General features: G+C 42.4%; 31 protein-coding genes. 29 read left to right on the top strand and 2 right to left on the bottom strand.

The annotated features are described in order from the left end of the window. Window positions 1-42: 42 nt before the first annotated feature. Genes mnmL through FJN11_RS05775 form a run of 5 tightly spaced genes read left to right on the top strand, consistent with a single transcriptional unit; the run spans window position 43 to window position 4,741 of the window. Complete coding sequence (gene mnmL / locus FJN11_RS05795; protein WP_049486757.1) at window positions 43-999, top strand: tRNA modification radical SAM protein MnmL/YtqA; 957 nt, start codon at window positions 43-45, stop codon at window positions 997-999. After that, window positions 983-1,540 carry a tRNA 5-(aminomethyl)-2-thiouridylate-methyltransferase MnmM gene (mnmM, locus tag FJN11_RS05790; RefSeq protein WP_049493307.1) on the top strand — a complete coding sequence of 186 codons (558 nt, stop codon included), beginning with the start codon at window positions 983-985 and terminating at the stop codon, window positions 1,538-1,540. Before mnmL ends, mnmM begins: the two co-directional genes overlap by 17 nt. Next, the gene (locus FJN11_RS05785; protein WP_000361085.1) at window positions 1,533-1,787 is read left to right on the top strand and encodes a hypothetical protein; all 255 of its coding nucleotides are present in this window, start codon (window positions 1,533-1,535) and stop codon (window positions 1,785-1,787) included. Before mnmM ends, FJN11_RS05785 begins: the two co-directional genes overlap by 8 nt. Window positions 1,788-1,798: 11 nt before the next feature. Then, a complete protein-coding gene (locus FJN11_RS05780) occupies window positions 1,799-3,853 on the top strand; it encodes a cation:proton antiporter (RefSeq protein ID WP_140224284.1) in 2,055 nt (684 codons plus the stop codon). A gap of 27 nt (window positions 3,854-3,880) precedes the next feature. Further along, window positions 3,881-4,741, top strand: coding sequence for a YihY/virulence factor BrkB family protein (locus FJN11_RS05775; RefSeq protein WP_140224283.1), 861 nt, complete (start codon window positions 3,881-3,883; stop codon window positions 4,739-4,741). Between the two features lie 80 nt (window positions 4,742-4,821). Here FJN11_RS05775 and queA read toward each other — a convergent pair whose 3' ends face one another. Beyond that, window positions 4,822-5,850 (bottom strand): tRNA preQ1(34) S-adenosylmethionine ribosyltransferase-isomerase QueA, encoded by a 1,029-nt coding sequence (gene queA, locus FJN11_RS05770; protein ID WP_001090137.1) that lies wholly within the window; start codon window positions 5,848-5,850, stop codon window positions 4,822-4,824. A gap of 150 nt (window positions 5,851-6,000) precedes the next feature. On the opposite strand from queA, the gene FJN11_RS05765 reads away from it, so the two are divergent. The 21 genes from FJN11_RS05765 to FJN11_RS05665 all read left to right on the top strand — a co-directional run bounded on the left by FJN11_RS05765 (window position 6,001) and on the right by FJN11_RS05665 (window position 22,350). Next, window positions 6,001-6,708, top strand: coding sequence for a glucosamine-6-phosphate deaminase (locus FJN11_RS05765; protein ID WP_140224282.1), 708 nt, complete (start codon window positions 6,001-6,003; stop codon window positions 6,706-6,708). A gap of 150 nt (window positions 6,709-6,858) precedes the next feature. Further along, on the top strand, window positions 6,859-7,035 hold the full coding sequence (gene rpsU / locus FJN11_RS05760) for a 30S ribosomal protein S21 (RefSeq protein WP_000048054.1): 177 nt from the start codon (window positions 6,859-6,861) through the stop codon (window positions 7,033-7,035). A gap of 281 nt (window positions 7,036-7,316) precedes the next feature. Next, window positions 7,317-8,252: an HPr(Ser) kinase/phosphatase gene (gene hprK / locus FJN11_RS05755; protein ID WP_000115154.1), complete on the top strand. Its 936-nt coding sequence runs from the start codon at window positions 7,317-7,319 to the stop codon at window positions 8,250-8,252. Further along, on the top strand, window positions 8,245-9,033 hold the full coding sequence (gene lgt / locus FJN11_RS05750) for a prolipoprotein diacylglyceryl transferase (protein ID WP_125851772.1): 789 nt from the start codon (window positions 8,245-8,247) through the stop codon (window positions 9,031-9,033). The genes hprK and lgt overlap by 8 nt, the downstream gene beginning before the upstream one ends. Further along, window positions 9,034-9,417 (top strand): DUF948 domain-containing protein, encoded by a 384-nt coding sequence (locus tag FJN11_RS05745; RefSeq protein WP_140224281.1) that lies wholly within the window; start codon window positions 9,034-9,036, stop codon window positions 9,415-9,417. Window positions 9,418-9,432: 15 nt separating this feature from the next. Beyond that, the gene (locus FJN11_RS05740) at window positions 9,433-9,822 is read left to right on the top strand and encodes a YtxH domain-containing protein (protein ID WP_140224280.1); all 390 of its coding nucleotides are present in this window, start codon (window positions 9,433-9,435) and stop codon (window positions 9,820-9,822) included. 84 nt (window positions 9,823-9,906) lie between these two features. Continuing rightward, window positions 9,907-11,037 carry a radical SAM family heme chaperone HemW gene (gene hemW / locus FJN11_RS05735; protein WP_140224279.1) on the top strand — a complete coding sequence of 377 codons (1,131 nt, stop codon included), beginning with the start codon at window positions 9,907-9,909 and terminating at the stop codon, window positions 11,035-11,037. Between the two features lie 4 nt (window positions 11,038-11,041). Then, complete coding sequence (locus FJN11_RS05730; protein ID WP_140224278.1) at window positions 11,042-11,779, top strand: acyl-[acyl-carrier-protein] thioesterase; 738 nt, start codon at window positions 11,042-11,044, stop codon at window positions 11,777-11,779. Between the two features lie 10 nt (window positions 11,780-11,789). Next, window positions 11,790-12,563: a TIGR01457 family HAD-type hydrolase gene (locus tag FJN11_RS05725; protein ID WP_140224277.1), complete on the top strand. Its 774-nt coding sequence runs from the start codon at window positions 11,790-11,792 to the stop codon at window positions 12,561-12,563. Then, window positions 12,553-13,170: a TIGR01906 family membrane protein gene (locus FJN11_RS05720; protein WP_140224276.1), complete on the top strand. Its 618-nt coding sequence runs from the start codon at window positions 12,553-12,555 to the stop codon at window positions 13,168-13,170. Before FJN11_RS05725 ends, FJN11_RS05720 begins: the two co-directional genes overlap by 11 nt. A gap of 212 nt (window positions 13,171-13,382) precedes the next feature. Further along, entirely contained in the window at window positions 13,383-13,784 is a 402-nt protein-coding gene (locus tag FJN11_RS05715; RefSeq protein ID WP_000631254.1) for a Spx/MgsR family RNA polymerase-binding regulatory protein, read from the top strand. Further along, window positions 13,784-14,062 carry a UPF0223 family protein gene (locus FJN11_RS05710; RefSeq protein WP_001041974.1) on the top strand — a complete coding sequence of 93 codons (279 nt, stop codon included), beginning with the start codon at window positions 13,784-13,786 and terminating at the stop codon, window positions 14,060-14,062. The genes FJN11_RS05715 and FJN11_RS05710 overlap by 1 nt, the downstream gene beginning before the upstream one ends. Next, window positions 14,052-14,825 (top strand): inositol monophosphatase family protein, encoded by a 774-nt coding sequence (locus tag FJN11_RS05705; RefSeq protein WP_049493323.1) that lies wholly within the window; start codon window positions 14,052-14,054, stop codon window positions 14,823-14,825. Before FJN11_RS05710 ends, FJN11_RS05705 begins: the two co-directional genes overlap by 11 nt. Further along, on the top strand, window positions 14,826-16,130 hold the full coding sequence (locus FJN11_RS05700) for an RsmF rRNA methyltransferase first C-terminal domain-containing protein (RefSeq protein WP_049493324.1): 1,305 nt from the start codon (window positions 14,826-14,828) through the stop codon (window positions 16,128-16,130). Between the two features lie 327 nt (window positions 16,131-16,457). Further along, window positions 16,458-17,336 (top strand): phosphate ABC transporter substrate-binding protein PstS family protein, encoded by an 879-nt coding sequence (locus FJN11_RS05695; RefSeq protein WP_020903179.1) that lies wholly within the window; start codon window positions 16,458-16,460, stop codon window positions 17,334-17,336. Further along, the gene (gene pstC, locus FJN11_RS05690) at window positions 17,336-18,253 is read left to right on the top strand and encodes a phosphate ABC transporter permease subunit PstC (protein ID WP_125409407.1); all 918 of its coding nucleotides are present in this window, start codon (window positions 17,336-17,338) and stop codon (window positions 18,251-18,253) included. Before FJN11_RS05695 ends, pstC begins: the two co-directional genes overlap by 1 nt. Next, on the top strand, window positions 18,243-19,127 hold the full coding sequence (gene pstA / locus FJN11_RS05685; RefSeq protein ID WP_000543046.1) for a phosphate ABC transporter permease PstA: 885 nt from the start codon (window positions 18,243-18,245) through the stop codon (window positions 19,125-19,127). The genes pstC and pstA overlap by 11 nt, the downstream gene beginning before the upstream one ends. A 10-nt stretch (window positions 19,128-19,137) precedes the next feature. Beyond that, complete coding sequence (gene pstB, locus FJN11_RS05680) at window positions 19,138-19,941, top strand: phosphate ABC transporter ATP-binding protein PstB (RefSeq protein ID WP_000049848.1); 804 nt, start codon at window positions 19,138-19,140, stop codon at window positions 19,939-19,941. A gap of 12 nt (window positions 19,942-19,953) precedes the next feature. Next, on the top strand, window positions 19,954-20,712 hold the full coding sequence (gene pstB / locus FJN11_RS05675) for a phosphate ABC transporter ATP-binding protein PstB (RefSeq protein WP_140224275.1): 759 nt from the start codon (window positions 19,954-19,956) through the stop codon (window positions 20,710-20,712). 11 nt (window positions 20,713-20,723) lie between these two features. Continuing rightward, a complete protein-coding gene (gene phoU, locus FJN11_RS05670) occupies window positions 20,724-21,377 on the top strand; it encodes a phosphate signaling complex protein PhoU (RefSeq protein ID WP_000946460.1) in 654 nt (217 codons plus the stop codon). Between the two features lie 157 nt (window positions 21,378-21,534). Beyond that, window positions 21,535-22,350 carry an ABC transporter substrate-binding protein gene (locus FJN11_RS05665; RefSeq protein WP_140224274.1) on the top strand — a complete coding sequence of 272 codons (816 nt, stop codon included), beginning with the start codon at window positions 21,535-21,537 and terminating at the stop codon, window positions 22,348-22,350. A 20-nt stretch (window positions 22,351-22,370) separates the two neighbouring features. On the opposite strand, the gene FJN11_RS05660 is transcribed toward FJN11_RS05665, so the two are convergent. Beyond that, entirely contained in the window at window positions 22,371-23,642 is a 1,272-nt protein-coding gene (locus FJN11_RS05660; protein WP_140224273.1) for an aminotransferase-like domain-containing protein, read from the bottom strand. Between the two features lie 141 nt (window positions 23,643-23,783). On the opposite strand from FJN11_RS05660, the gene budA reads away from it, so the two are divergent. The 3 genes from budA (at window position 23,784) to murB (ending at window position 26,294) form a co-directional block, all read left to right on the top strand. After that, the gene (budA, locus tag FJN11_RS05655; RefSeq protein WP_033681610.1) at window positions 23,784-24,515 is read left to right on the top strand and encodes an acetolactate decarboxylase; all 732 of its coding nucleotides are present in this window, start codon (window positions 23,784-23,786) and stop codon (window positions 24,513-24,515) included. Between the two features lie 9 nt (window positions 24,516-24,524). Then, on the top strand, window positions 24,525-25,277 hold the full coding sequence (locus FJN11_RS05650; protein WP_140224272.1) for a YhfC family intramembrane metalloprotease: 753 nt from the start codon (window positions 24,525-24,527) through the stop codon (window positions 25,275-25,277). Between the two features lie 111 nt (window positions 25,278-25,388). Further along, window positions 25,389-26,294 (top strand): UDP-N-acetylmuramate dehydrogenase, encoded by a 906-nt coding sequence (gene murB, locus FJN11_RS05645; protein ID WP_140224271.1) that lies wholly within the window; start codon window positions 25,389-25,391, stop codon window positions 26,292-26,294. The last annotated feature ends 124 nt before the right edge of the window (window positions 26,295-26,418 follow it).

Raw genomic sequence — 26,418 nt, 5'->3', positions numbered from 1 at the left:
AGGAAAGTCAGGCTTTTGAGATTGTGGTTGTTTTTTGTTATAATGAAAGTTATGAAATCTTATAACACCTTGAATGATTATTATCGAAAACTCTTTGGAGAAAAGACCTTTAAAGTCCCTATTGATGCGGGATTTGACTGTCCCAATCGTGATGGAACTGTGGCTCATGGGGGCTGTACTTTTTGTACGGTTTCCGGTTCTGGAGATGCCATTGTGGCACCAGATGCGCCTATTCGTGAGCAATTTTATAAGGAAATTGACTTTATGCACCGCAAGTGGCCAGATGTTCAGAAGTATCTGGTTTATTTTCAGAATTTTACCAATACCCATGAAAAGGTGGAAATCATTCGGGAACGCTATGAGCAGGCCATCAATGAGCCAGGTGTAGTAGGAATCAATATCGGAACACGGCCAGACTGTTTACCAGACGAAACCATCGAATATTTGGCTGAGTTGTCGGAGCGCATGCATGTGACGGTTGAATTGGGCTTGCAGACTACTTATGAAGCAACCTCTGACCTGATTAACCGTGCCCATTCCTATGAATTGTACGTGGAAACGGTCAAGCGTTTGAGGAAATATCCAAAAATTGAGATTGTTTCCCATTTGATCAATGGTTTGCCTGGTGAAACCCATGAGATGATGATTGAAAATGTCCGCCGCTGTGTTACGGATAACGATATTCAAGGAATTAAACTGCACTTGCTTCACCTCATGACAAATACACGTATGCAACGGGATTACCATGAGGGACGCTTACAACTGATGAGTCAGGACGAATATGTTAAGGTCATCTGTGACCAACTGGAAATCATTCCCAAACATATCGTCATCCATCGAATCACGGGAGATGCACCTAGAGATATGCTGATTGGGCCGATGTGGAGCCTCAATAAATGGGAAGTTCTAAATGCTATTGAAACTGAAATGAGACGTCGTGGAAGCGTTCAAGGATGCAAGGCTGTAAAACAGGAGTTTGAAAATGAAAAGACCACTTGAAATGGCACATGATTTTTTAGCTGAGGTTGTAACTCAGGATGATATCGTAGTGGATGCAACCATGGGAAATGGTCATGACACGCTTTTTCTAGCCAAGCTAGCTAAGCAAGTCTATGCCTTTGATATTCAGGAGCAAGCCTTGGAAAAGACGCAAGAGCGTTTGAACCAAGCTGGCCTGACAAATGCCCAGTTAATCTTGCAAGGCCATGAGACACTGGACCAGTTTGTGACAGAAGCCAAGGCAGGAATTTTCAATCTGGGCTATCTGCCGTCAGCTGATAAGTTTGTCATTACCCAACCTCAGACAACGATTGAAGCCTTAGAAAAGCTGTGTCATTTGCTTGTCAAAGGGGGACGGATTGCCATCATGATCTACTATGGGCATGAAGGAGGCGACCTCGAGAGGGATGCTGTCTTGGATTTTGTCAGTCAGTTGAACCAACAAGAGTACACAGCTGCCATTTACCGAACTTTAAACCAAGTCAACAACCCACCATTTTTAGTGATGATTGAAAAATTAGAGAGATATAGACATGGATAAACAATACCTACGTGAAAAGCTGGATGCCATGCGCCAGAATTTTGTTGAATCAACCCACCACGAACGAGCGGTGGGGGTGTTAGATCAAGCACATATGAGCAAAAAAATGCTTAAAATCAAGAAAAAATTAGTTGCTCTTGAAATGGAACGGTGCCAGAGAAAAATTGAGCACAAGGATTGTTCCAAGATTGACCAAAAAATCAAAGAGCAGAAGGAGATTTTTGAATCTTGTTGTAAAAAAGATTAAGGAGGTTGTGCGTGGAATTACTGATTTACCTCATCCTATTTTTACTGGTCTTGATTGTCTCTAGTACAACCAATAAGCTCCTGCCCTTTTTGCCTCTACCTTTGGTGCAAATTCTTTTGGGAATTGTGATTGGTCTCTTTTTACCCAATACCGACTTTCACCTCAATACAGAGTTGTTTTTGGCACTGGTTATTGGTCCCTTGCTTTTTCGAGAGTCGGAAGAAGCGGACATTACAGCTATTTTAAAACACTGGCGAATCATTGTTTATCTCATATTTCCAGTGATTTTCATCTCGACCCTGAGTTTGGGTGGTTTGGCCCATCTTCTTTGGTTCAGCCTCCCCTTGGCAGCTTGTTTGGCTGTTGGGGCAGCCCTTGGACCTACAGACTTGGTTGCCTTTGCCTCTCTTTCAGAGCGCTTTAGCTTTCCTAAGCGCGTGTCCAATATCCTTAAGGGGGAGGGACTCTTGAATGATGCTTCTGGCTTGGTTGCCTTCCAGGTGGCCTTGACAGCCTGGACAACTGGAGCCTTTTCCCTTGGGCAAGCGAGTAGTTCGCTCATCTTTTCAATCCTAGGCGGTTTTTTAATTGGCTTTTTAACAGCCATGACCAACCGTTTCCTCCACACCTTCTTGCTAAGTGTGAGAGCAACAGATATTGCTAGCGAGCTTTTATTAGAATTGAGTTTGCCTCTGGTGACTTTCTTCCTGGCAGAAGAAGTCCATGTTTCAGGAATTATTGCTGTTGTGGTTGCTGGCATTTTAAAGGCAAGCCGATTTAAGAAAATTACGCTCCTCGAAGCCCAAGTGGATACGGTGACTGAGACGGTCTGGCATACAGTGAACTTTATGCTCAACGGTTCTGTCTTCGTGATTTTAGGGATGGAGTTGGAAATGATAGCAGAGCCTATCTTGACCAATCCAATCTATAATCCCTTACTGTTATTGGTATCTCTTATAGCCCTTACCTTTGTCCTCTTTGCCATTCGTTTTGTCATGATTTATGGCTATTATGCCTATAGGACTAGACGTCTCAAGAAAAAGCTAAATAAGTATATGAAGGACATGCTTCTTTTGACCTTCTCAGGTGTAAAGGGAACGGTGTCGATTGCTACGATTCTTCTGATACCAAGTAATCTAGAGCAGGAGTATCCTCTCTTGCTTTTCCTCGTCGCAGGTGTGACGCTTGTCAGCTTTTTAACAGGTCTCTTGGTCTTGCCTCATCTTTCTGATGAACAGGAAGAAAGCAAGGATTATCTCATGCATATCGCCATTTTGAATGAAGTAACGATAGAGTTGGAAAAAGAGTTGGAAGATACCAGAAATAAGCTCCCTCTCTATGCGGCTATTGACAATTACCATGGACGAATAGAGAACCTTATCCTGAATCAAGAAAATAAGGGGGCTCAAGAAGACTGGGAGGCCTTGAAACTTCTCATCCTCAGTATTGAAAGTGATGGTTTGGAACAGGCTTATGAAGAAGGCAAGATGAGTGAGCGTGCTTATAGGGTCTACCAACGTTATCTGAAAAACATGGAACAAGGTATCAATCGCAAGTTTGCTTCAAGATTGACCTATTACTTCCTTGTCTCCTTGCGGATTTTACGTTTTCTCCTTCATGAAGTCTTTACCTTTGGCAAGACCTTCCGCAGTTGGAAAAATGAAGAATCGCAGAAACTCAGAGCTCTTGACTATGACCAAATTGCAGAGCTCTATCTAGAAAATACAGAGATGATTATCGAAAGTCTGGAGAACCTTAAAGGGGTTTATAAGAGTTCTTTAATCAGCTTCATGCAGGATTCTCGTATCCGAGAAACAGCTATCATCACCAGTGGTGCCTTTGTCGAACGGGTTATCAATCGCGTCAAGCCCAACAATATCGATGAAATGCTGAGAGGCTATTATCTGGAGCGCAAGTTGATTTTCGAATACGAAGAAAAACGATTGATTACGGCCAAGTATGCCAAGAAATTACGACAAAATGTGAATAACTTAGAGAACTATTCTCTGAAGGAAGCTGCCAATACTCTGCCTTATGATATGATGGAATTGGTAAGAAGAAATTAATCAAGATTGTAAGTGAAGGAGTGTGACATGAAGAAGTGGTGGAAAGAGCTGATAGACAAGCCTTTAGTAAAAGCTTTTTTGCATTATTATCAAGCATCAGATAGTGAGTTGACCAGCGTCGCAGTGGCCTACTATTGGTTGATTTCGATTTTCCCCCTGCTTTTGGTGGTGGTCAATATCCTCCCATATTTTCAGATTCCAGTTTCTAATTTTTTAAAGGTTGTCAATGAATTCTTGCCCGATACCATGTATGATGTGGTCGCAAAAATTATTACAGAAGTACTGACCCAACCGTCAACAGGCTTATTGAGTTTTGCGGTTTTGTCAGCCCTCTGGACCTTTTCAAAATCCATGAATTTCCTACAGAAAGCCTTTAATAAAGCTTACGGAGTAGCTAAGAGTAGAGGTTTAATTTATCAGCAATTGATGAGTTTACTAGTCAGTTTTGGCTTGCAGATTCTCTTTGCTTTAGCTCTCTTTCTCAGTGTCTTTGGTCGCATGCTCCTCAACCTTATCAAAAGCTACTGGCAATCGGATAGTCCTCTCTTTGCTTATCTGCAAGACCTGACAGGCCCCTTGGTCTATGCCTTGATTTTTGCCATCTTGGTTATGATTTATTATTTCCTGCCCAATGTTAAGGTGCGACGAATTCGAAATGTATTACCAGGTAGTACCTTTGTCTTGTTGACTCTGGTATTACTGCTCAATATTTTTTCAGTCTATGTCAACAACTATGTTAATCACCTAGTGGACGTCCGTTTCTTCAGTTCCATCGTCGTGGTGGTTATGATGTTTTGGTTTATTCTCATCGCTAAGATTTTGATTGTCGGAGCAGTGATCAATGCCAGTGTTCAGAGTTTGAAAGATCCGAGTTTGAGAACAGACTAACGAATTTTTAATTCATTACAAAACGCATAATATCAGGCTTTATAAAACCTTGATAATATGCGCTTTTTTGATTGTGAAAATTAATAGATAAACATGGCATCGCCAAAACTAAAGAAGCGATAGTGTTCTTGAATGGCATGGTGGTAGGCATCTAAGACTAATTCACGACCTGCAAAGGCAGAAACCAACATAACCAGAGTTGATTTTGGCAGGTGGAAGTTGGTTGAGAAGGCATCTACGACCTTCCACTCATAGCCAGGTTTAATAAAGATATTGGTCCAGCCAGAATCTGCTTGGATTTGCCCATCAAACTTGGAACCAATAGTCTCCAAGGTGCGGATAGAAGTGGTTCCGACAGCGATGACACGACCACCATTTTCTTTAACAGATCGAAGGGTGGCAGCAGCTTCCTCAGAAAGTTGATAGAATTCTGAGTGCATTTCATGTTCGTCCAGATTATCCACAGAAACGGGTCTAAAGGTTCCGAGCCCGACATGAAGAGTCAGATAGACCAGATGAACACCCTTAGCTTGGATTTCTGCCAGCAGTTCTTTGGTGAAGTGCAGTCCAGCAGTTGGTGCTGCAGCAGAGCCACTTTCCTTGGCGTAAACGGTTTGATAACGTTCACGGTCATCCAGTTTTTCGTGTATATAAGGTGGTAGAGGCATTTCTCCCAGACTTTCCAAAACTTCTAGGAAAATTCCTTGGTATTCAAAGCGGACAATGCGGCCCCCGTGAGTCAATTCTTCCGTAACGACAGCGCTGAGGCGACCATCACCAAAGCTGACACGAGTGCCAACCTTGAGGCGTTTGGCAGGTTTAGCCAGAACCTCCCACTCGTCTCCAGCAGTATTTTTGAGCAGGAGAAGTTCCACATGGCCTCCTGTTTCTTCCTTTTGACCATAGAGGCGGGCAGGGAGAACGCGGGTGTCGTTCATAACAAGGGCATCACCAGGTTCCAGCATATCAATAATAGAGTGGAAGTGTTTGTCCTGCATTTCTCCCGTCTCACGGTTGACGATGAGGAGTTTGGAAGCATCTCGTTTTTCAAGGGGCGTTTGGGCAATCAATTCCTCGGGTAAGTGGAAATCAAAATCAGCTGTATTCATATATCTGTTCATTCTTTCTAAGTTCTAATCTTATCCATTATAACATGTTTCAAGTTTGGACGCTCTTTTTTTGAAAATTAAATCGTTTTCACTTGACAAAAATTGGTCTATACCATATAATAAATATAGATTGAAACGGAGGATAAAAAGATGAAAGTTATTAAAGTTGAAAACCAAATCGAAGGTGGAAAAGTTGCTTTTGAGATTTTGAAGGAAAAATTGGCCAACGGCGCTCAAACCCTAGGACTTGCGACAGGAAGTAGCCCACTTGAATTTTACAAGGAAATTGTTGAGAGTGACCTTGATTTTTCAAATCTAACCAGTGTCAACCTTGATGAGTATGTAGGCCTTGATGGCGACAATCCTCAGTCTTACCGTCACTTCATGCAAGAAAACTTGTTCAACCAAAAACCATTTAAAGAAAGTTTCTTGCCTCGTGGGGTTAAGGACAATGCTGAAGAAGAAGTAGAACGCTACAATCAAATTTTGGCTGACCATCCAGTTGACCTTCAAATCTTGGGAATTGGTCGCAATGGACATATCGGATTTAATGAGCCAGGCACTCCATTTGACAGTCAAACACACCTAGTCGAACTTGACCAGTCTACTATTGAAGCTAATGCTCGCTTCTTTGACAAGATTGAAGATGTTCCAACCCAAGCCATTTCAATGGGGATTAAAAATATCTTGGATGCTAAGTCTATTATTCTTTTTGCTTACGGTGCATCAAAAGCAGAAGCCATTGCCGGAACAGTGTCTGGTCCAGTGACTGAGAGTCTACCAGCAAGTAGCCTACAAAACCACCCAGATGTGACGATTATTGCAGATGCTGAAGCGCTCAGCTTGTTAGAAAAATAAAAAAGCAGCACCCTTCAGTTTTTCTATTTAATGCTTTCAAGACTTGTATAAATGGAAGAAAAAATTAAAATTAAACCGGATTTTTTCTTGACAATTATTACTTTTACGTGTAAAATAGAATAGATCTTGAACTTGAAGGGAGTGAAAAAAATGTCTAAAACAGTAGTACGTAAGAATGAATCTCTTGACGACGCACTTCGTCGTTTCAAACGTGCGGTTACTAAAGCTGGTACTCTTCAAGAAACACGCAAACGTGAATTCTATGAAAAACCTTCTGTAAAACGTAAACGTAAATCAGAAGCAGCTCGTAAACGTAAAAAATTCTAATTAGAAATGAAAGGCTGGAGAAATCTAGTCCTTTTTCTTTTAATACTCTTCGAAAATCTCTTCAAACCACGTCAACGTCGCCTTGGATTATATATGTGACTGACTTCGTCAGTCTTATCTACAACCTCAAAACGGTGTTTTGAGCAACCTGCGGCTAGTTTCCTAGTTTGCTCTTTGATTTTCATTGAGTATAAATAAATACTCCAAAGCCTGCAAAAATCTCAAATATCCTCCTACAATTTGATATAATAGAGAGAAGAACTCATTTGAAGGAGGAAATGATGTCGGTTTTAGTAAAAGAAGTGATTGAAAAGCTTAGACTAGACATTGTCTATGGCGAACCAGAATTACTTGAAAAGGAAATTAATACTGCGGACATTACGCGACCTGGTCTTGAAATGACGGGCTATTTTGACTATTATACGCCTGAGCGAATCCAACTTTTGGGAATGAAGGAGTGGTCCTATCTTGTTTCGATGTCCTCTCACAATCGTTACCAAGTCTTGAAAAAAATGTTTCTACCTGAGACACCTGCGGTCATTGTTGCTCGTGGTTTGGTAGTTCCAGAGGAAATGTTAAAGGCAGCCAGAGAATGTAAGATTGCCATTTTAACCAGTCGTACAGCTACTAGTCGTTTGTCTGGAGAGTTATCTAGTTATCTGGATTCTCGTTTGGCAGAACGGACCAGTGTGCATGGTGTCTTGATGGATATCTATGGAATGGGTGTCTTGATTCAGGGAGATAGTGGTATCGGTAAGAGTGAGACAGGTTTAGAGCTTGTCAAACGTGGTCACCGCTTGGTAGCTGATGACCGTGTCGATATCTTTGCCAAGGATGAGATTACTCTTTGGGGTGAACCAGCTGAAATCTTGAAACACTTGATTGAAATTCGTGGTGTTGGGATTATCGATGTTATGAGTCTCTACGGTGCGAGTGCGGTCAAGGATTCTTCACAAGTCCAGCTAGCCGTTTACCTGGAAAATTACGATACGCATAAGACTTTTGATCGTCTTGGAAATAATGCCGAGGAACTTGAAATTTCTGGCGTATCCATTCCTCGTATCCGTATTCCGGTTAAAACTGGTCGAAATATTTCTGTTGTGATTGAGGCAGCTGCCATGAATTATCGTGCCAAGGAAATGGGCTTTGATGCGACGCGTTTATTCGAAGAACGTTTGACAAATCTCATTGCTCAGAACGAGGTGCCTAATGCTTGATCCAATTGCTATTCATCTAGGCCCTATAGCCATTCGTTGGTATGCATTGTGTATTGTGACAGGCTTGATTCTTGCGGTTTATTTGACCATGAAAGAAGCACCTAGAAAGAAGATCATACCAGACGATATTTTAGATTTCATCTTGATAGCCTTTCCTTTGGCTATTTTAGGAGCACGTCTCTACTATGTTATTTTCCGTTTTGATTACTATAGTCAAAACTTAGGAGAGATTTTTGCCATTTGGAATGGTGGTTTGGCCATCTACGGTGGTTTGATAACTGGTGCCCTTGTACTCTATATTTTTGCTGATCGTAAACTCATCAATACTTGGGATTTTCTAGATATTGCGGCGCCTAGCGTCATGATTGCCCAAAGTTTGGGTCGCTGGGGCAATTTCTTTAACCAAGAAGCCTATGGTGCAGCAGTGGATAATCTGGATTATCTACCTGGCTTTATCCGTGACCAGATGTATATTGAGGGGAGCTACCGTCAGCCGACCTTCCTTTATGAGTCTTTATGGAATCTGCTTGGCTTTGCCTTGATTCTGATTTTTAGACGAAAATGGAAGAGCCTCAGACGAGGTCATATCACTGCCTTTTACTTGATTTGGTATGGTTTCGGTCGTATGGTCATCGAAGGCATGCGAACAGATAGCCTCATGTTCTTTGGTCTTCGAGTGTCTCAATGGCTATCAGTTGTCCTTATCGGACTGGGTATTTTTATCATTCTATATCAAAATCGAAAGAAGGCCCCTTACTATATTTCAGAGGAGGAAAACTAAATGTTAGAAGTTGCATATATTCTTGTAGCCCTTGCTTTGATTGTATTTTTAGTCTATCTAATCATTACTGTACAAAAGCTTGGACGTGTGATCGATGAAACAGAGAAGACGATTAAAACCTTGACTTCAGATGTGGATGTGACCTTGCATCATACCAATGAATTGCTGGCTAAGGTCAATGTCTTGGCAGATGATATCAATGTCAAGGTGGCAACGATTGATCCACTCTTTAGTGCTGTTGCAGATTTATCTTTATCTGTTTCCGACCTCAATGACCATGCGCGTGTCTTGAGCAAGAAAGCTTCATCAGCTGGTTCAAAAACACTCAAGACTGGGGCAAGTCTGTCAGCTCTACGTGCCGCAAGTAAATTTTTCAAAAAATAAAAAAGGAGAATTCTTATGGGTAAACTATCCTCAATCCTTTTAGGAACCGTTTCAGGTGCAGCTCTTGCCTTGTTTTTAACAAGTGACAAGGGCAAACAAGTTTGCAGTCAAGCTCAAGATTTTCTAGATGATTTGAGAGAAGATCCAGAGTATGCCAAGGAGCAGGTCTGTGAAAAACTGACAGAAGTCAAGGAGCAGGCTACAGATTTTGTTCTTAAAACCAAAGAAAAGGTTGAGTCAGGTGAAATCACTGTGGACAGTGTCCTTGCCCAAGCCAAATCATGTGCTCGTCAAGCGACAGAAGCATCAAAAGATCGATTCAATAATCTCAAGGAGCAATGGCAAGAAAAGGCCGAAACTCTTGATGAATCAGAAGAGATTGTTATTGACATAACAGAAGAATAAATCATCACCATCTCTGGACGGACTATGTATCTGGGGATGGTGATTTTTTTTCTCGTAGCCTGTCTTTGTGGTATAATAAGTACTATGCAGAAAAAACCAACGTCAGCCTATGTGCACATCCCGTTTTGTACCCAGATTTGTTATTATTGTGACTTTTCAAAAGTTTTTATCAAGAATCAGCCGGTAGATAGCTATTTAGAGCATCTGTTAGAAGAGTTTCAATCTTATGATATTCAAAAGTTGAGAACCCTCTATATCGGCGGTGGTACACCGACAGCTTTGTCAGCTTCTCAATTAGAGGTGCTATTGAAGGGCTTGACTAAAAACTTGGACCTGTCTGTTTTAGAAGAGTTGACTATTGAGGCTAATCCAGGCGACTTGGATGCGGATAAGATTGCTGTTTTGAAAAACTCGGCTGTCAACCGTGTTTCGCTAGGTGTGCAGACCTTTGATGACAAGATGCTGAAAAAGATTGGGCGCAGTCATTTGGAGAAGGATATTTATGAAAATATCGACCGTCTGAAACTGGCTGGTTTTGACAATATCTCCATCGATTTGATTTATGCACTGCCTGGTCAGACCATGGAGCAGGTCAAGGAAAATGTGGCTAAGGCTATTGGGCTGGATATTCCTCATATGAGTTTGTATAGCTTGATTTTGGAAAATCATACGGTCTTTATGAACCGTATGCGACGAGGGAAGTTGCCTCTGCCTAAGGAGGAAGTGGAAGCTGAGATGTTTGAATATATCATCGCAGAGCTGGAGCGAGCTGGTTTTGAGCATTATGAGATTTCCAATTTCTCAAAGCCTGGTTTTGAAAGTCGCCACAACCTCATGTACTGGGACAATGCTGAATACTATGGCATCGGTGCTGGGGCATCTGGCTATGTCAATGGTGTTCGCTATAAAAACCACGGCCCGATTCGTCATTATCTCAGTGCGGTTGAGGAAGGCAATGCGCGCATCACAGAAGAGCACCTGAGTCAAAAGGAGCAAATGGAAGAAGAAATGTTCCTGGGGCTTCGCAAGAAATCAGGAGTCTCCATGGCGCGATTTGAGGAAAAATTTGGGCGGTCTTTTGATGGAATTTATGGAGAAATCGTCAGAGACTTGGTTCAACAAGGTCTCATGCAACTAGACGGTGATCGAGTTCGCATGACAAAAAGAGGTCTCTTTTTAGGAGACACCGTAGCAGAACGATTTATTTTGGAGTAGGATGATGGGCTTAACTTATCAAATGAAAATGAAAATTCCTTTTGATATGGCTGATATGAACGGTCATATCAAGCTTCCAGATGTGATTTTGCTGTCCCTGCAAGTTTCAGGGATGCAGTCTATTGAGTTGGGAGTTAGTGATAAGACCATTTTGGAAGACTATAATCTTGTCTGGATTATCACAGACTATGATATTGAGGTGGTTCGTTTGCCTCGTTTTGCGGAAGAAATCACTATCGAGACGGAAGCCCTGAGCTACAATCGACTCTTTTGCTACCGTCGTTTCACTATCTATGATGAAGCAGGTCAAGAACTCATCCACATGATGGCGACCTTTGTTCTCATGGATCGAGATAGTCGAAAAGTCCATGCTGTTGAACCTGAGATTGTGGCTCCTTACCAGTCTGATTTTGATAAAAAACTTATCCGTGGGCCAAAGTATGAGTCCTTGGAAGAGCCGGTCAGCAAGGATTACCATGTTCGTTTTTACGACTTGGATATGAATGGTCATGTTAATAACAGTAAATATCTGGACTGGATTTTTGAGGTAATGGGAGCAGATTTTTTGACCCAATATATTCCCAAGAAAATCAATCTCAAGTATGTCAAGGAAGTTCGACCAGGTGGGGTGATTACATCGGCTGTTGAACGGACTGGACTGGAAAGCAAACATGAGATTACAAGCGACGGTGCTACCAATGCCCAAGCTATCATCACTTGGCAAGAAATGAAGAAGGATTAGGGAGAAATAGATGAAATATAAAGGCTATTTAATTGATTTAGACGGAACCATTTATAAGGGGAAAGATCGAATTCCAGCAGGAGAAGCTTTTGTCCATGAATTGCAAAAGCGGGATATCCCCTATCTTTTTGTGACCAACAATACGACTCGTACTCCTGAGAGTGTTCAGGAAATGTTGGCTCAGAATTTTAATATCGATACGCCCCTATCGACTGTCTACACAGCGACTTTGGCAACCATTGACTATATGAACGATTTGGGGCTTGAAAAGACGGTATATGTTATCGGAGAAGCAGGGCTCAAGGAAGCCATCAAGGCGGCTGGTTATGTGGAAAAGAAGGAAAACCCTGCCTATGTGGTAGTAGGCCTGGACTGGCAAGTTGACTATGAAAAATTTGCGACAGCAACTCTGGCTATTCAAAAAGGTGCCCACTTTATCGGAACCAATCCTGACCTCAACATCCCGACAGAGCGCGGTCTTTTGCCTGGTGCTGGTTCACTGATTACCCTTCTTGAAGTGGCAACACGAGTGAAGCCTGTTTATATTGGGAAACCAAATGCCATCATTATGGACAAGGCGGTTGAGCACTTAGGCTTGGAACGTGAAGAGTTGATTATGGTTGGGGATAACTACTTGACTGATATCCGAGCAGGGATTGACAATGGCATTCCAACGCTCTTGGTGACAACAGGTTTTACCAAGGCGGAAGAAGTAGCAGACCTACCAATCGCACCGACTCATGTGGTTTCTAGCCTTGCGGAGTGGAATTTTGATGAAAACTAAACTGACTTTTTGGGGCTCTATGGTCTTTCTTCTGTCCCTCTCAATCCTTCTGACTATTTATCTAGCTTGGATTTTTTATCCGCTGGAAATTCAGTGGCTGAATTTAACAGATCGAGTTTATCTAAAACCAGAAACCATTCAGTACAACTTTCATATCTTGATGGATTACCTGACCAATCCTTTTAGTCAGGACTTGCAGATGCCTGATTTTCGTTCGTCAGCAGCTGGTCTGCACCACTTTGCGGTGGTCAAGAACCTCTTTCACTTGGTGCAGCTAGTAGCTCTAGTGACACTGCCAAGTTTCTATTTCTTTGTCAAAGGGATTGTGAAAAAGGGCTTTTTGTCTCTCTTTTATAAAAGTCTCCTAGCTCTAGTAGTCTTGCCTTTGCTGATTGGTCTTGGGGGAGTTTTGATTGGTTTTGACCAATTCTTTACCCTTTTCCATCAAATTCTCTTTGTGGGAGATGATACCTGGCTTTTTGATCCAGCCAAGGATCCTGTTATTATGATTTTGCCAGAGACCTTTTTCCTTCATGCCTTCCTCCTCTTTTTTGCCCTCTATGAGAGCTTCTTTGGTTTTCTATACCTGAAAAGTCGTAGGAAGTAATGCTAAAGATATTCTTATTTTGAGTAAATAAGTTAGGTATGTGATTCGAAATGATTGTCAAGAATGAATTAATCAAATCCAAAAAGAGTTAATCGTTCGCAAACAGTCTATTTTTCTTGAAAAAATAGGCTTTTTTTTCTAAAAATCTCTAGTCAAGCGCTTTATTTTTTTGTATAATAGAATTAGCAAAGTATAGATAAGAAGAGAAAAGCATGATTACACTATTTCTATCACCGAGCTGTACTTCATGTCGTAAGGCAAAGGCCTGGTTAGAAAAACATAAGGTTCCCTTTGAGGAACACAATATTATGACCAGTCCTTTAACGAGAAAAGAATTGCAACATATTCTTTCCTTGACCGAAAATGGTACTGATGACATCATTTCAACTCGTTCAAAAATTTTTCAAAAATTAGATATTGATGTAGAAAGTATTTCGGTATCGGAATTGCTTCATTTGATTGAGCAGTATCCTAGTCTTTTGCGTCGTCCAATTATCATCGATGCCAAACGCATGCAAATTGGTTTTAATGAAGATGAGATTCGTGCTTTTCTCCCTCGTAGTTACCGTAAGCAAGAACTAAAAGAAGCAAGAATGAGAGCTGGTATTAGTTAATGAACAAACAGTATAGTTACCCACTAGATTTGTCGTGGAGCACTGAAGAACTTGCTTCAGTGCTTTCTTTTTTTAATGATGTTGAAGCTGCCTATGAAGGCAAGGTAGAGGCTAAAAAGTTACTGGATTCCTATAAGGGATTCAAAGCGGTCGTGCCAAGTAAGAGCGAAGAGAAACGTTTGGGACGAGAATTTGAAACAGTTAGTGGCTATTCACTTTATCGAGCAGTTCAGGCTGCCAAGGAAAAAGGGGAAGGAAAGATTTCTCTTGGAAAGTAAATTTGAATTTGCCAAAGAGCTTGTTAAGAGAGCGGGCCAGTACATCCTTGACCATATGCAGGAAGACTTGCGTGTTGAAATCAAGTCCTCTCCAACAGATTTGGTGACCAAACTGGACAAGGAAGTTCAGGAGCTATTGGTTGGTGAGATTTTGTCTCGTTATCCTGAAGATAAGATTTGTGCTGAAGAAGGTTGTCTGCGAGCCTCGGTTCAAGAGGGCAGGGTTTGGGTCATTGATCCCATTGATGGGACCAATAATTTTGTAGCCCAGCAGGAAGATTTTGCTGTTATGATGGCTTATTTTGAAAATGGTCAGGGACAGTTTGGGCTGATTTATGATGTGGTCAAAGGGGATTGTTATCACGGTGGTGGTAAGTTTCCAGTCTGTCGAAATGACCAGCTCCTAGCTCCCTTTAAAGTAAAACCACTTGGAGATTTCCTTATTGCAGGGAATAGTGGTATGCTGGAAACCAATGAATGGGGACTGGCTGATTTGAGTCGAGCGGTCCTCGGTGTTCGTGTCTATGGGAGTGCGGCCATTAGTTTTGTCAAGATTTTGTCAGGGCGTTTGTTGACCTATATCACTTATCTGCAACCATGGGATTATGCTGCAGCAAGTATTTTGGGGGAAAGTCTGGGCTATCGGGTTGTGACCCTTTCTGGTCAACCGCTTGATTTTCAAACTAGACAGCCGGTCATGATGTTACCTCTTGAGATGCAGGAGGAAATTCAGTCCTATATTTACGAAAGGAAAAGAACTTAAATGCAATTTCCAGAAGGATTTGTTGAAAAATATGAAGAGATACTAGGAGATGAGGCAAGAGATTTTCTTGCCTCTTTTGAGGAGGAAGCGGTTTCGGCTTTTCGGGTCAATCCTTTAAAAGAGGCGCCAGTTTCCTTTCCTGATGCTATTCCTCAAACCCCTTGGGGCCACTATGGGAAGGTTTCAGGGAAATCGCCTGAGCATGCTACTGGTTTAGTTTATTCGCAAGAACCTGCTGCTCAGATGGTTGCTCAGGTAGCCCAGCCCAGTCCTGGTATGAAGGTTTTGGATTTGGCCGCTGCACCGGGTGGAAAATCAACTCAGCTGGCAGCCTATCTAGCAGGGGAGGGTCTCCTTGTTTCCAATGAAATTTCAAGCAAACGGGCTAAGATTTTAGTAGAAAACATGGAGCGCTTTGGAGCGACAAATGTCGTAGTGACTAATGAATCTGCCGACCGCTTGGCTAAGGTCTTTAAAGGCTATTTTGACCTCATTGTCCTTGATGCTCCTTGCTCTGGGGAAGGAATGTTTCGTAAGCAGCCAGATGCTATGAACTATTGGAGCTTAGATTATCCAAGTCAATGTGCTAGCTTGCAAAGAGAAATTCTAGAGGATGCGGTGACCATGTTAGCTCAAGGTGGTCGTCTGGTTTATTCGACTTGTACCTGGTCACCTGAGGAAAACGAAGAGATCGTCAAGTGGTTGCTGGAAGAGTATAATTTTGATTTGTTGCCAGTAGAGCATATCAATGGAATGGTAGCTGGAATTGACCTGACAGAAACGGCTCGTATGTACCCACATCATTTTAAGGGAGAGGGGCAATTTGTAGCCCATTTGCAATTTAAAGGTGAAAATCCAGCACCTAAATGTAAGGCAAGTAAGAGCAATCTCAGCCGAGAACAAGTTGCCTTGTGGCAGGAATTTGCCCAAAACCACCTGAAGGTTAATCTATCGGGTATCTTGCAGACGTTTGGAGATCAGCTTTATCTCCTGCCAGAACTCTTACCAGATTTAGGGAAACTCAAGATTGCTCGGAATGGCCTGCATCTGGGTACCTTTAAGAAGAAACGCTTTGAGCCTAGTTTTGCTCTTGGTCTAGCCTTGAAACCGAGTCAGGTCAAGCAGTCAGTTGAAATTGACCAAGAAGCGTTTGTAAAGTATGTGGCTGGAGAAACTGTTCAATTGGCGGAAAGTCTGCCAAATGGTTGGTACCAAGTTTTGGTTAAAGGAAATGGCTTGGGCTTTGCTAAGGTGACTGGAAATGTTTTGAAAAATTATTTTCCAAAAGGCCTCAGATTCAAGTGAAAATGCTAGTCAAAGTAGCTTGTCTATGTTATAGTGGAAGTATGGATTTTTTTCAAATTGTCTTTCATTTTAAGTCGAAATTGGTGGAGATGGTAACTAAGCAAATTTCTAGTAAAACCAAGCTAATACTCTTCGAAAATCAAATTCAAACCGCGTCAACGTCGCCTTGCCGTACTCAAGTACAGCCTGCGGCTAGTTTCCTAGTTTGCTCTTTGATTTTCATTGAGTATAAGAACTTTAGTTGGCTCCCAATTTTAAAAAAGAAAAACATAAATAAATAGTTGAAAAAATTCACAGCATTCACCATTATTTTCAAGGAGAAAAACAGTGAAAAAAAGGAAAAAACTCGCTCTATCCCTTGCGGCTCTTTTGCTAGCAGGTTCTTTGGCGGGATGTGCTAGCTGGATTGATCGTGGGGAATCCATGACAGCTGTTGGTTCAACGGCTCTTCAGCCTTTGGTCGAAGCAGCAGCAGATGAATTTGGCTCTATGCACGTTGGAAAAACAGTCAACGTCCAAGGCGGAGGATCTGGTACAGGTCTGTCTCAGGTTCAGTCTGGAGCTGTTGATGTAGGAAATTCAGACGTATTTGCCGAGGAAAAAGACGGTATCAACGCATCCGCTCTAGTGGACCATAAGGTTGCTGTAGCGGGCTTGGCAGTGATTGTGAACAAGGAAGTTGATGTTGAAAATCTGACAACTGAACAACTCCGTAGCATCTTCACAGGTCAAGTGACCAACTGGAAAGAAGTCGGTGGGAAAGACCTAGCCATTTCCATTATCAACCGTGCGGCAAGTTCAGGTTCACGTGCAACCTTTGATAGTGTTATCATGGATGGTCAATCGGCCGTGCAGAGTCAAGAACAGGATTCAAATGGGATGGTTAAAAACATTGTTTCTCAGACACCAGGAGCCATTTCTTACTTAGCTTTTGCCTATGTGGATGACTCAGTTAAACGTATGAAGTTGAATGGCTATGAGCCGATTGCAGAAAATGTTACAAGCAATAACTGGCCTTTGTGGTCTTATGAACACATGTACACCCTAGGCCAACCAAATGAATTGGTGGCAGAATTCCTCAACTTTGTCCTCTCTGATGAAGCGCAAAGCGGAATCGTTAAGGGGATGGGCTATATTTCTGTCAAGGAAATGAAGGTTGAAAAAGATGCTGTAGGAACGGTGACAGCACTAGAAGGGAGTCACTAATGAATCAAGAAGAATTAGCTAAAAAATTACTTTCTCCCTCAAAGAACTCTCGTCTAGAGAAACTTGGAAAAGGCTTGACCTTTGCCTGTCTGTCTTTGATTGTCATCATTGTGGCTATGATTTTGATTTTCGTAGCCCAAAAAGGCTTGTCGACCTTCTTTGTAAATGGGGTTAATATCTTTGATTTCCTCTTTGGGCAAGCTTGGAATCCTTCAGGTAAACAATTTGGTGCCCTTCCTATGATTTTGGGTTCCTTTATTGTCACAATCCTATCAGCCCTTATCGCAACTCCTTTTGCCATTGGAGCAGCTGTCTTTATGACCGAAGTCTCACCAAAAGGTGCTAGAATCTTGCAACCAGCCATTGAATTGCTAGTCGGGATTCCTTCAGTCGTGTATGGATTTATCGGTTTGCAGGTCGTAGTTCCTTTTGTCCGTAGTATCTTTGGTGGAACTGGTTTTGGGATTCTGTCAGGGATTTTCGTACTCTTTGTCATGATTTTACCGACGGTAACCTTTATGACAACAGATAGCTTGCGTGCGGTGCCTCGTCACTACCGCGAAGCAAGTTTGGCTATGGGAGCCACCCGCTGGCAAACCATCTGGCGCGTGACCTTGAAGGCAGCGCGTTCAGGGATTTTCACAGCAGTGGTCTTTGGGATGGCGCGTGCCTTTGGTGAGGCCTTGGCCATTCAGATGGTAGTTGGAAACTCAGCCGTTGTCCCAACTTCATTGACAACACCTGCTGCGACCTTGACCTCTGTGTTAACCATGGGTATCGGAAATACCGTTATGGGAACTGTTGACAATAATGTTCTCTGGTCACTGGCCTTAGTCTTGCTTTTGATGAGTTTGGCCTTCAACAGTGTGATTAAATTGATTACGAAAGAAAGAGGAAAGAAAAACTATGCACGCTAAGAAATTAGATAAAATTGCAACAGCTGTCCTCTACTCGATTGCAGGAATTATTGTCGCCATCTTGGCATCCTTGATTCTCTATATCTTGGTTCGTGGTTTGCCCCACATCTCTTGGTCTTTCTTGACTGGCAAATCATCTTCTTACCAAGCAGGCGGAGGGATTGGAATTCAGCTCTATAATTCCTTCTTCCTTCTGGTCATTACCTTGATTATCTCTGTGCCTTTGTCTATGGGAGCTGGAATTTTCCTAGCTGAATACGCCAAAAAGGGTCCTGTTACCAACTTTGTCAGAACCTGTATTGAAATCTTATCTTCACTGCCATCAGTGGTTGTCGGTCTCTTTGGTTACTTGATCTTTGTAGTTCAGTTTGAGTATGGATTTTCAATCATCTCAGGTGCCTTGGCCTTGACGGTCTTTAACCTGCCTCAGATGACTCGTAACGTTGAAGACAGCTTGAAACACGTTCACCATACGCAACGTGAGGCCGGCTTGGCCCTTGGAATTTCTCGTTGGGAGACTGTGGTTCATGTCGTCATTCCAGAAGCCCTTCCAGGTATTGTGACTGGGGTCGTCTTAGCTTCTGGTCGTATCTTTGGTGAGGCAGCTGCCCTTATCTATACAGCAGGACAATCCGCTCCAGCCCTTGACTGGTCTAACTGGAATATTCTCAGTGTTACTAGCCCAATCTCTATCTTCCGTCAAGCAGAAACCTTGGCTGTCCACATTTGGAAAGTCAATAGTGAAGGTACTATTCCTGATGGAACTATTGTATCAGCAGGTTCTGCAGCCGTGCTCCTCATCTTTATCCTCATCTTTAACTTTGGAGCCCGTAAACTCGGAAGTTACCTACATAAGAAATTAACCGCTGCCTAAAGGAGAAGCCATGTCAAAATATAATTGGGATGAAAAGCATATCATCACCTTTCCTGAAGAGAAAGTGGCCCTCTCTACTAAGGATTTACATGTTTACTACGGTAAAAATGAATCCATCAAGGGCATCGATATGCAATTTGAAAAGAATAAAATTACTGCCTTAATTGGCCCTTCTGGTTCAGGGAAATCAACCTACCTTCGCAGTCTCAACCGTATGAATGATACCATTGATATTGCCAAGGTAACAGGTCAAATCCTCTACCAAGGGATTGATGTTAACCGTCCAGAAATCAATGTCTATGAGATGCGTAAGCATATCGGAATGGTCTTCCAACGACCAAATCCCTTTGCCAAGTCTATCTACCGCAATATCACTTTTGCTCATGAACGTGCAGGGGTTAAGGACAAGCAAGTCTTGGATGAAATTGTGGAAACCTCTCTTCGTCAGGCTGCCCTTTGGGACCAGGTTAAAGATGATTTGCACAAGTCGGCCTTGACCCTATCAGGTGGTCAGCAGCAACGTCTCTGTATCGCTCGTGCTATCTCTGTTAAACCAGATATTCTCTTGATGGATGAGCCGGCATCAGCCTTGGATCCGATTGCGACAGCCCAGCTAGAAGAAACTATGTTGGAATTGAAAAAAGACTTTACCATTATCATCGTAACCCACAGTATGCAGCAGGCTGCGCGTGCTAGTGACTACACAGGATTTTTCTACTTGGGTGACTTGATAGAGTACGATAAGACCTCTAATATTTTCCAAAATGCCAAACTACAGTCAACCAATGACTATGTAACAGGACACTTTGGATAGAAAGGAAACAGTATGACAGAAGCGATTTTACAGGTGTCAGACCTGTCCGTTTACTACAATCAAAAGAAGGCCTTGAATAGTGTTTCCCTATCTTTCCAACCTAAGGAAATTACAGCCTTGATTGGTCCATCTGGATCAGGGAAATCAACCCTCCTCAAGGCTATCAACCGCATGGGGGATCTCAATCCAGAGGTGACCACAACTGGTTCGGTGGTTTATAACGGCCACAACATCTACAGTCCGCGTACAGATACAGTTGAATTGCGGAAGGAAATCGGTATGGTCTTTCAACAACCGAACCCTTTCCCTATGTCTATCTACGAAAATGTTGTTTACGGGCTTCGTATCAATGGAGTTAAGGATAAGCAGGTTCTGGATGAAGCAGTAGAAAAAGCCTTGCAACGAGCTTCTATCTGGGATGAGGTCAAGGATCGCCTGCATGATTCAGCTATCGGGCTTTCAGGTGGACAACAACAACGTGTCTGTGTTGCTCGTGTCTTGGCAACCAGTCCTAAAATCATTCTCTTGAATGAACCGACTTCAGCTCTGGACCCTATCTCGGCTGGTAAGATTGAGGAAACCTTGTATGGTTTAAAAGATAAATACACCATGCTCTTGGTTACGCGTTCCATGCAACAAGCATCTCGTATTTCTGACAAGACAGGATTTTTCCTAGATGGAGATCTGATCGAGTTTAACGATACCAAGAAGATGTTCCTCAGCCCACAACACAAGGAAACAGAAGATTATATTTCAGGAAAATTTGGATAAGGAGATAAATGATGTTACGCTCTCAATTTGAGGAAGATTTAGAGAAATTGCACAACCAGTTCTATGCTATGGGACAAGAAGTGCTATCCCAAATCAATCGTACGGTGCGTGCCTTTGTTACGCATGACCGTGATTTGGCCAAGGAAGTCATCGAAGACGATGCAGAAGTAAACGAATACGAAGTGAAATTGGAAAAGAAATCATTTGAAATGATTGCCCTTCAACAACCAGTTTCTCAAGACTTGCGTACAGTTCTAACAGTCTTAAAAGCCGTATCGGACTTGGAACGTATGGGGGACCATGCCGTTTCCATTGCAAGAGCAGCCATTCGTATGAAGGGGGAGCAACGCATCCCAGCTGTTGAAGAAGAAATTAAGAGAATGGGGCGTGATGTCAAGAACTTCGTTGAAGCAGCCCTTGAACTCTATCTCAATGGTTCAGTAGATCAGGCCTATGAAGTAGCAGCCATGGACGAAAAAATCAACCATTACTTTGATAGCATTCGTGACTTGGCTACAGAAGAAATCAAGAAAAATCCTGATGCCATTGTTACAGGTCGTGATTACTTCCAAGTGATTGCCTTCTTGGAACGCATTGGAGACTATGCTAAGAATATCTGTGAATGGGTTGTTTACTTTGAAACAGGTAAGATTGTCGAACTATAAAATAGTTTCATTCTGTATAAAAAGGAGCTTGAAATCAATTAATAGCTCCTTTTGTTGAATGAAAAAAATATTTTTAAGATAAAAATTCAAAAAATACTTGACAAGCAACTTGGATAGCGTTATAATTATACAAAATTAACAGAGAGGTTGTTTATTTATGAAATCAAAAAAATGGATATTTGTTTTATGTAGTTTTCTTGCAAGTTTCTTCTTAGTAGCTTGTCAGTCGGATTCTAATGGTTCTCAGTCAGCTGTTGAAGCCATTAAGCAAAAGGGGAAATTAGTTGTGGCGACTAGTCCTGACTATGCACCTTTTGAATTCCAATCCTTAGTTGACGGAAAAAACCAGGTAGTCGGTGCGGATATTGATATGGCCCAAGCTATCGCTGATGAACTTGGGGTGAAGTTGGAAATTTCAAGCATGAGTTTTGACAATGTTTTAACCAGTCTTCAAACTGGGAAGGCTGACCTAGCGGTTGCAGGAATTAGCGCTACTGACGAGAGAAAAGAAGTCTTTGATTTTTCAATCCCCTACTATGAAAACAAGATTAGTTTCTTGGTTCGTAAGTCTGATGTAGAAAAATACAAGGATTTAACTAGCCTTGAAAGTGATAATATTGCGGCCCAAAAAGGAACTGTTCCAGAATCAATGGTCAAGGAACAATTGCCAAAAGCGCAATTAACTTCCCTAACCAATATGGGTGAAGCTGTCAATGAATTGCAGGCTGGAAAAGTAGATGCTGTTCACATGGATGAGCCTGTTGCCCTTAGCTATGCTGCTAAAAACGCCGACTTAGCTGTCGCAACTGTCAGCTTGAAGATGAAGGACGGCGAAGCTAATGCAGTTGCCCTTAGAAAAAATAGTGCTGATTTAAAAGAAGTGGTGGACAAGGTCATCCAAAAACTCAAGGATGACGGTACCTACCAAAAATATCTTGAAAAAGCGGCAACCTTAACAGAAGTTGAACAATAAGAAAAAAGCAGAGTTGGAAGTCATTCCAATTCTGCTTTTAAATAGTTTAAAACCTTTTCTAGATTGTCTAAGGACACCTTGGCAAATTGATAAGGGCAGGCATCCAAGTAAGCCTCCTCAAAGAAGTCCAAGCCCAGTTGGCTGTGTTTGAGACTGGCGATTTTAGGATACTGTCTCAGGTCTAGTAATAAGCCATCGTGCAGAGGAAAATGTGGAAGGGGACAAGGTGTTTTGGTTAAACTTTCCTCGATTTGTTTTTGGTAAGTTTCCTGATTGGACAAGCGAGCTAGACGATTTTTCTCAAACAATTGACTGTCAATATAGAGTGACAGGGCCTTTTGCATGATAAGGTTGCTGTCGTAGTCTAGGATATTTTTGTAGGCCACAAAGGCTTCTTTGATAGCATTTGGCAGAATGAGAGCCGTAATCCGCAGGGCTGGAAAGAGGCTGGTTGAGAAGGACTTGATATAAATAACGCGCTCCTCTGTATCTAGATAGTGGAAGGTCTGGCCCTTTTTAGAGTCCAAATCCCCCAGATAGTCGTCCTCTACGATATAGACTCCATACTTGGTAGCTAAGTCAAGAATAGCCCGTTTGTCCTGCTCAGAATAGGAATGCCCCAGAGGATAGTGAAAACGAGGAATGGTGTAGAAAAACTTAATTTTTCCTGTTTTGAAGTGGCCTTCCAGCTCCTCCAAGGCAATCCCATCAATGCCTCGTTCAATCGTTTGATAGTCCAGACCTTGAGCAATCAAGAGACGATTCATCCGATGGTAGGTCGGCTGTTCCACCAAGATTTCCTTAGCTTGGCTAGGAAAGGATATTTGAGAGAGGATAAACAAGGCTTGTTGGGTGCCAGAAGTCAGTACCAGTTGGTCAGCCTTGCAGTAGAGGGCTTGGTCAAAGAGGAGTTTGTGAATAGACTGTCTTAGATCTTCTAAACCTTCTTGGTTGTCATAGTAGTTGAAGAGGTAGTTTTCACGTCCAATCAGGGTTTCGTTGACGCAGAGTCGGAAGTCATCATAGGCGCTAGCATGTTCATCTGTAACCTCGATTTCTAGGTCCTGGTGTTGTCCTTGCTCCAGCACATAGTAGCCACTCTGGGGCTTGGCATAGAGGTATTGTTCGTGCCGTAATTCCAGCAGGGCTCGTTGAATAGTGTCCTTGCTACAGTGAAAGTCAAGGCTCAGTTGACGGATAGAAGGCAGGCGGCTACCCGTCGGAAAACGTCCAGACTCGATACCGTTTTTCAGATAGGAAACGACCTCTTGGTACTTGCTTTGTTTCTTCATTCCAGACCTCCCTTGATTTTGTTACATTGTACCTTTTTTTTTCCTTCTTGGCAATGTCTAGAGTGTTTCTATCGTTCACATCTAGGGGCAAATGTGGTATACTTAGGAGTAACATTTATAGAATAACAGACAAGAAAGTGAATGGATAAGAACGTGCAGGAACCAGTGAAATTATTTCAATACAATACCCTTGGAGCCTTGATGGCTGGCCTTTATGGTGGGACCATGACAGTAGGAGAATTGCTAGAGCATGGTGACCTTGGTTTGGGAACCTTGGATTCCATTGATGGAGAATTGATTGTCTTGGATGGCAAGGCTTATCAGGCCAAAGGATCAGGCGACCAGCCAGAGATTGTGGAGGTGTCACCAGATGCCCTTATTCCTTATGCAGCAGTAGTACCGCATCAGGCAGAGGTTATTTTCCGACAGCGCTTTGAGATGACGGACAAGGAATTGGAGGAGCGAATTGAGTCTTATTATGACGGGGAAAATCTTTTCCGCTCTATCAAGATTCGTGGGGAATTTTCACATATGCATGTGCGCATGATTCCCAAGTCAACACCAGAGACCAAGTTTGCTGATGTTGCAACCCATCAACCGGAATATCGTCGTGACAATGTCGCAGGAACCATCGTTGGTTTCTGGACGCCAGAGATTTTTCATGGAGTTAGTGTGGCAGGCTACCATCTACACTTCATCTCAGATGATTTGACCTTCGGTGGGCATGTCATGGACTTTGTCATCAAGGAAGGCATTATTGAGGTGGGAGCTGTTGATCAGTTGGACCAACGTTTCCCAGTCCAAGACCGTCAATACTTGTTTGCTAAGTTCAATGTTGACGAGATGAAAAAAGATATTGAAAAGGCAGAATAGGAGAAGAAAATGACCATTCATATCATTATTACCATGGTGCTGTTGCTGGCTTTCTTGCTAGGAAGCATTTGGTATGCCAAAAAGAAATACCAGATTAATCTAGCTGTCTTGGGCTTGGGGGCTGTTGCCTTCTTTGTCTCTTCACAGATTTTAGAAAAACTGGTGCATATCTTGGTTTTACATCCTCAAAAAGACGGTAGTATTGCCCTCTTGCAAGACCATCCGCTTGTCTATATCATCTATGGCCTAGCCATGGCAGCATTTTTTGAGGAAACGGCTCGCCTTGTTTTCTTCAAATGGTTGGAGAAAAAGAGAAATTTGGAAAAGGCGGATGCCTTGGCTTATGGATTGGGGCATGGTGGCTTGGAGTTGATTTTCCTAGGTCTTACTAGTTTGATCAATCTCTACATCGTTCTCTCAGCAGTTCAAACGCAAAATCCACAGGTTATGCAATTGCTGTCTGAAAATATGTTGAAAACTATTCAGTCGCTATCAGTCTGGCAGATTTATTTGCTTGGTTTTGAACGGATTTTGGCTCTAGGATTCCAATTGCTTTTGACTATTTGGGTTTACCAAGCTGTTCGCCAGAAGAAATGGATTTATCTCCTAGCAGCCTATGGCCTACATGCCTTTTTTGATCTGGCACCATCTCTTGCCCAAGTTGGATGGCTGACAAGTCCAGTCTTGGTTGAAGTTGTCCTAGCACTTGAACTTGTTCTGGTTGCCTATGGAACCAAGGCAATCTTTTGCAAAAAATCATAAAAAGAGGGGAAACCTCTTTTTATGTTTAAAATAAGCCCAAGATTTTTTTAGGGTCGTCAAATGGTCTTAAAAATGGTATAATGGAATGAATTTTGTAAAAGGAAGAGTGTCATGTCAGTAAAAGAAAAAATGCTTGAAATCTTAGAAGGGATTGATATCCGTTTCAAGGAACCCTTGCATAGCTATAGTTATACAAAAGTAGGTGGAGAGGCCGATTATTTGGTCTTTCCACGAAATCGTTTTGAGTTGGCTCGCGTTGTTAAATTTGCCAATCAAGAAAATATCCCTTGGATGGTTCTTGGGAATGCCAGCAACATCATCGTTCGTGATGGTGGGGTTCGTGGATTTGTCATCTTGTGTGACAAGCTCAATAATGTTTCCGTTGATGGCTATACCATCGAAGCAGAAGCAGGGGCTAACTTGATTGAAACGACACGCATTGCCCTTCGTCATAGTTTGACTGGCTTTGAGTTTGCTTGTGGCATTCCAGGGAGCGTCGGCGGTGCTGTCTTTATGAATGCGGGTGCCTATGGTGGCGAGATTGCTCACATCTTACAGTCTTGTAAGGTCTTGACCAAGGACGGAGAAATCGAGACCCTGTCTGTCAAGGATTTGGCTTTTGGTTACCGCCATTCAGCCATTCAGGAGTCTGGTGCAGTTGTCTTGTCAGCTAAATTTGCTCTAGCTCCAGGAAGCCATCAGGTTATCAAGCAAGAAATGGACCGCTTGACGCATCTACGTGAACTCAAGCAACCTTTAGAATATCCATCTTGTGGTTCGGTCTTTAAGCGTCCAGTAGGGTATTTTGCAGGTCAATTAATTTCAGAAGCTGGCTTGAAAGGCTATCGTGTCGGTGGTGTTGAAGTGTCTGAAAAGCACGCAGGTTTTATGATCAATGTCGCAGATGGAACGGCCAAAGACTACGAAGACTTGATTGAGTCTGTGATTGAAAAAGTCAAGGAACACTCTGGCGTTACTCTTGAGAGAGAGGTCCGTATTTTAGGTGAAAGCAAGTAGGAAGCTGTAGTTGAAAAGTTGCTGCTATATCATGGAAAGGGGGTGAAAGCCTATCGTCAGTGCAGAAGAATGTAGGCAGTTCAGTCTCCTACACGAGGTAGTGGCGGCCTGACAGAGCCCTGAT

Origin of the sequence: Streptococcus symci, assembly GCF_006385165.1 — a bacterium.
Lineage (GTDB): Bacteria > Bacillota > Bacilli > Lactobacillales > Streptococcaceae > Streptococcus > Streptococcus symci.
Note: the sequence above shows the minus strand (reverse complement) of the source record. Positions and strands in the feature narration are given on the sequence as shown.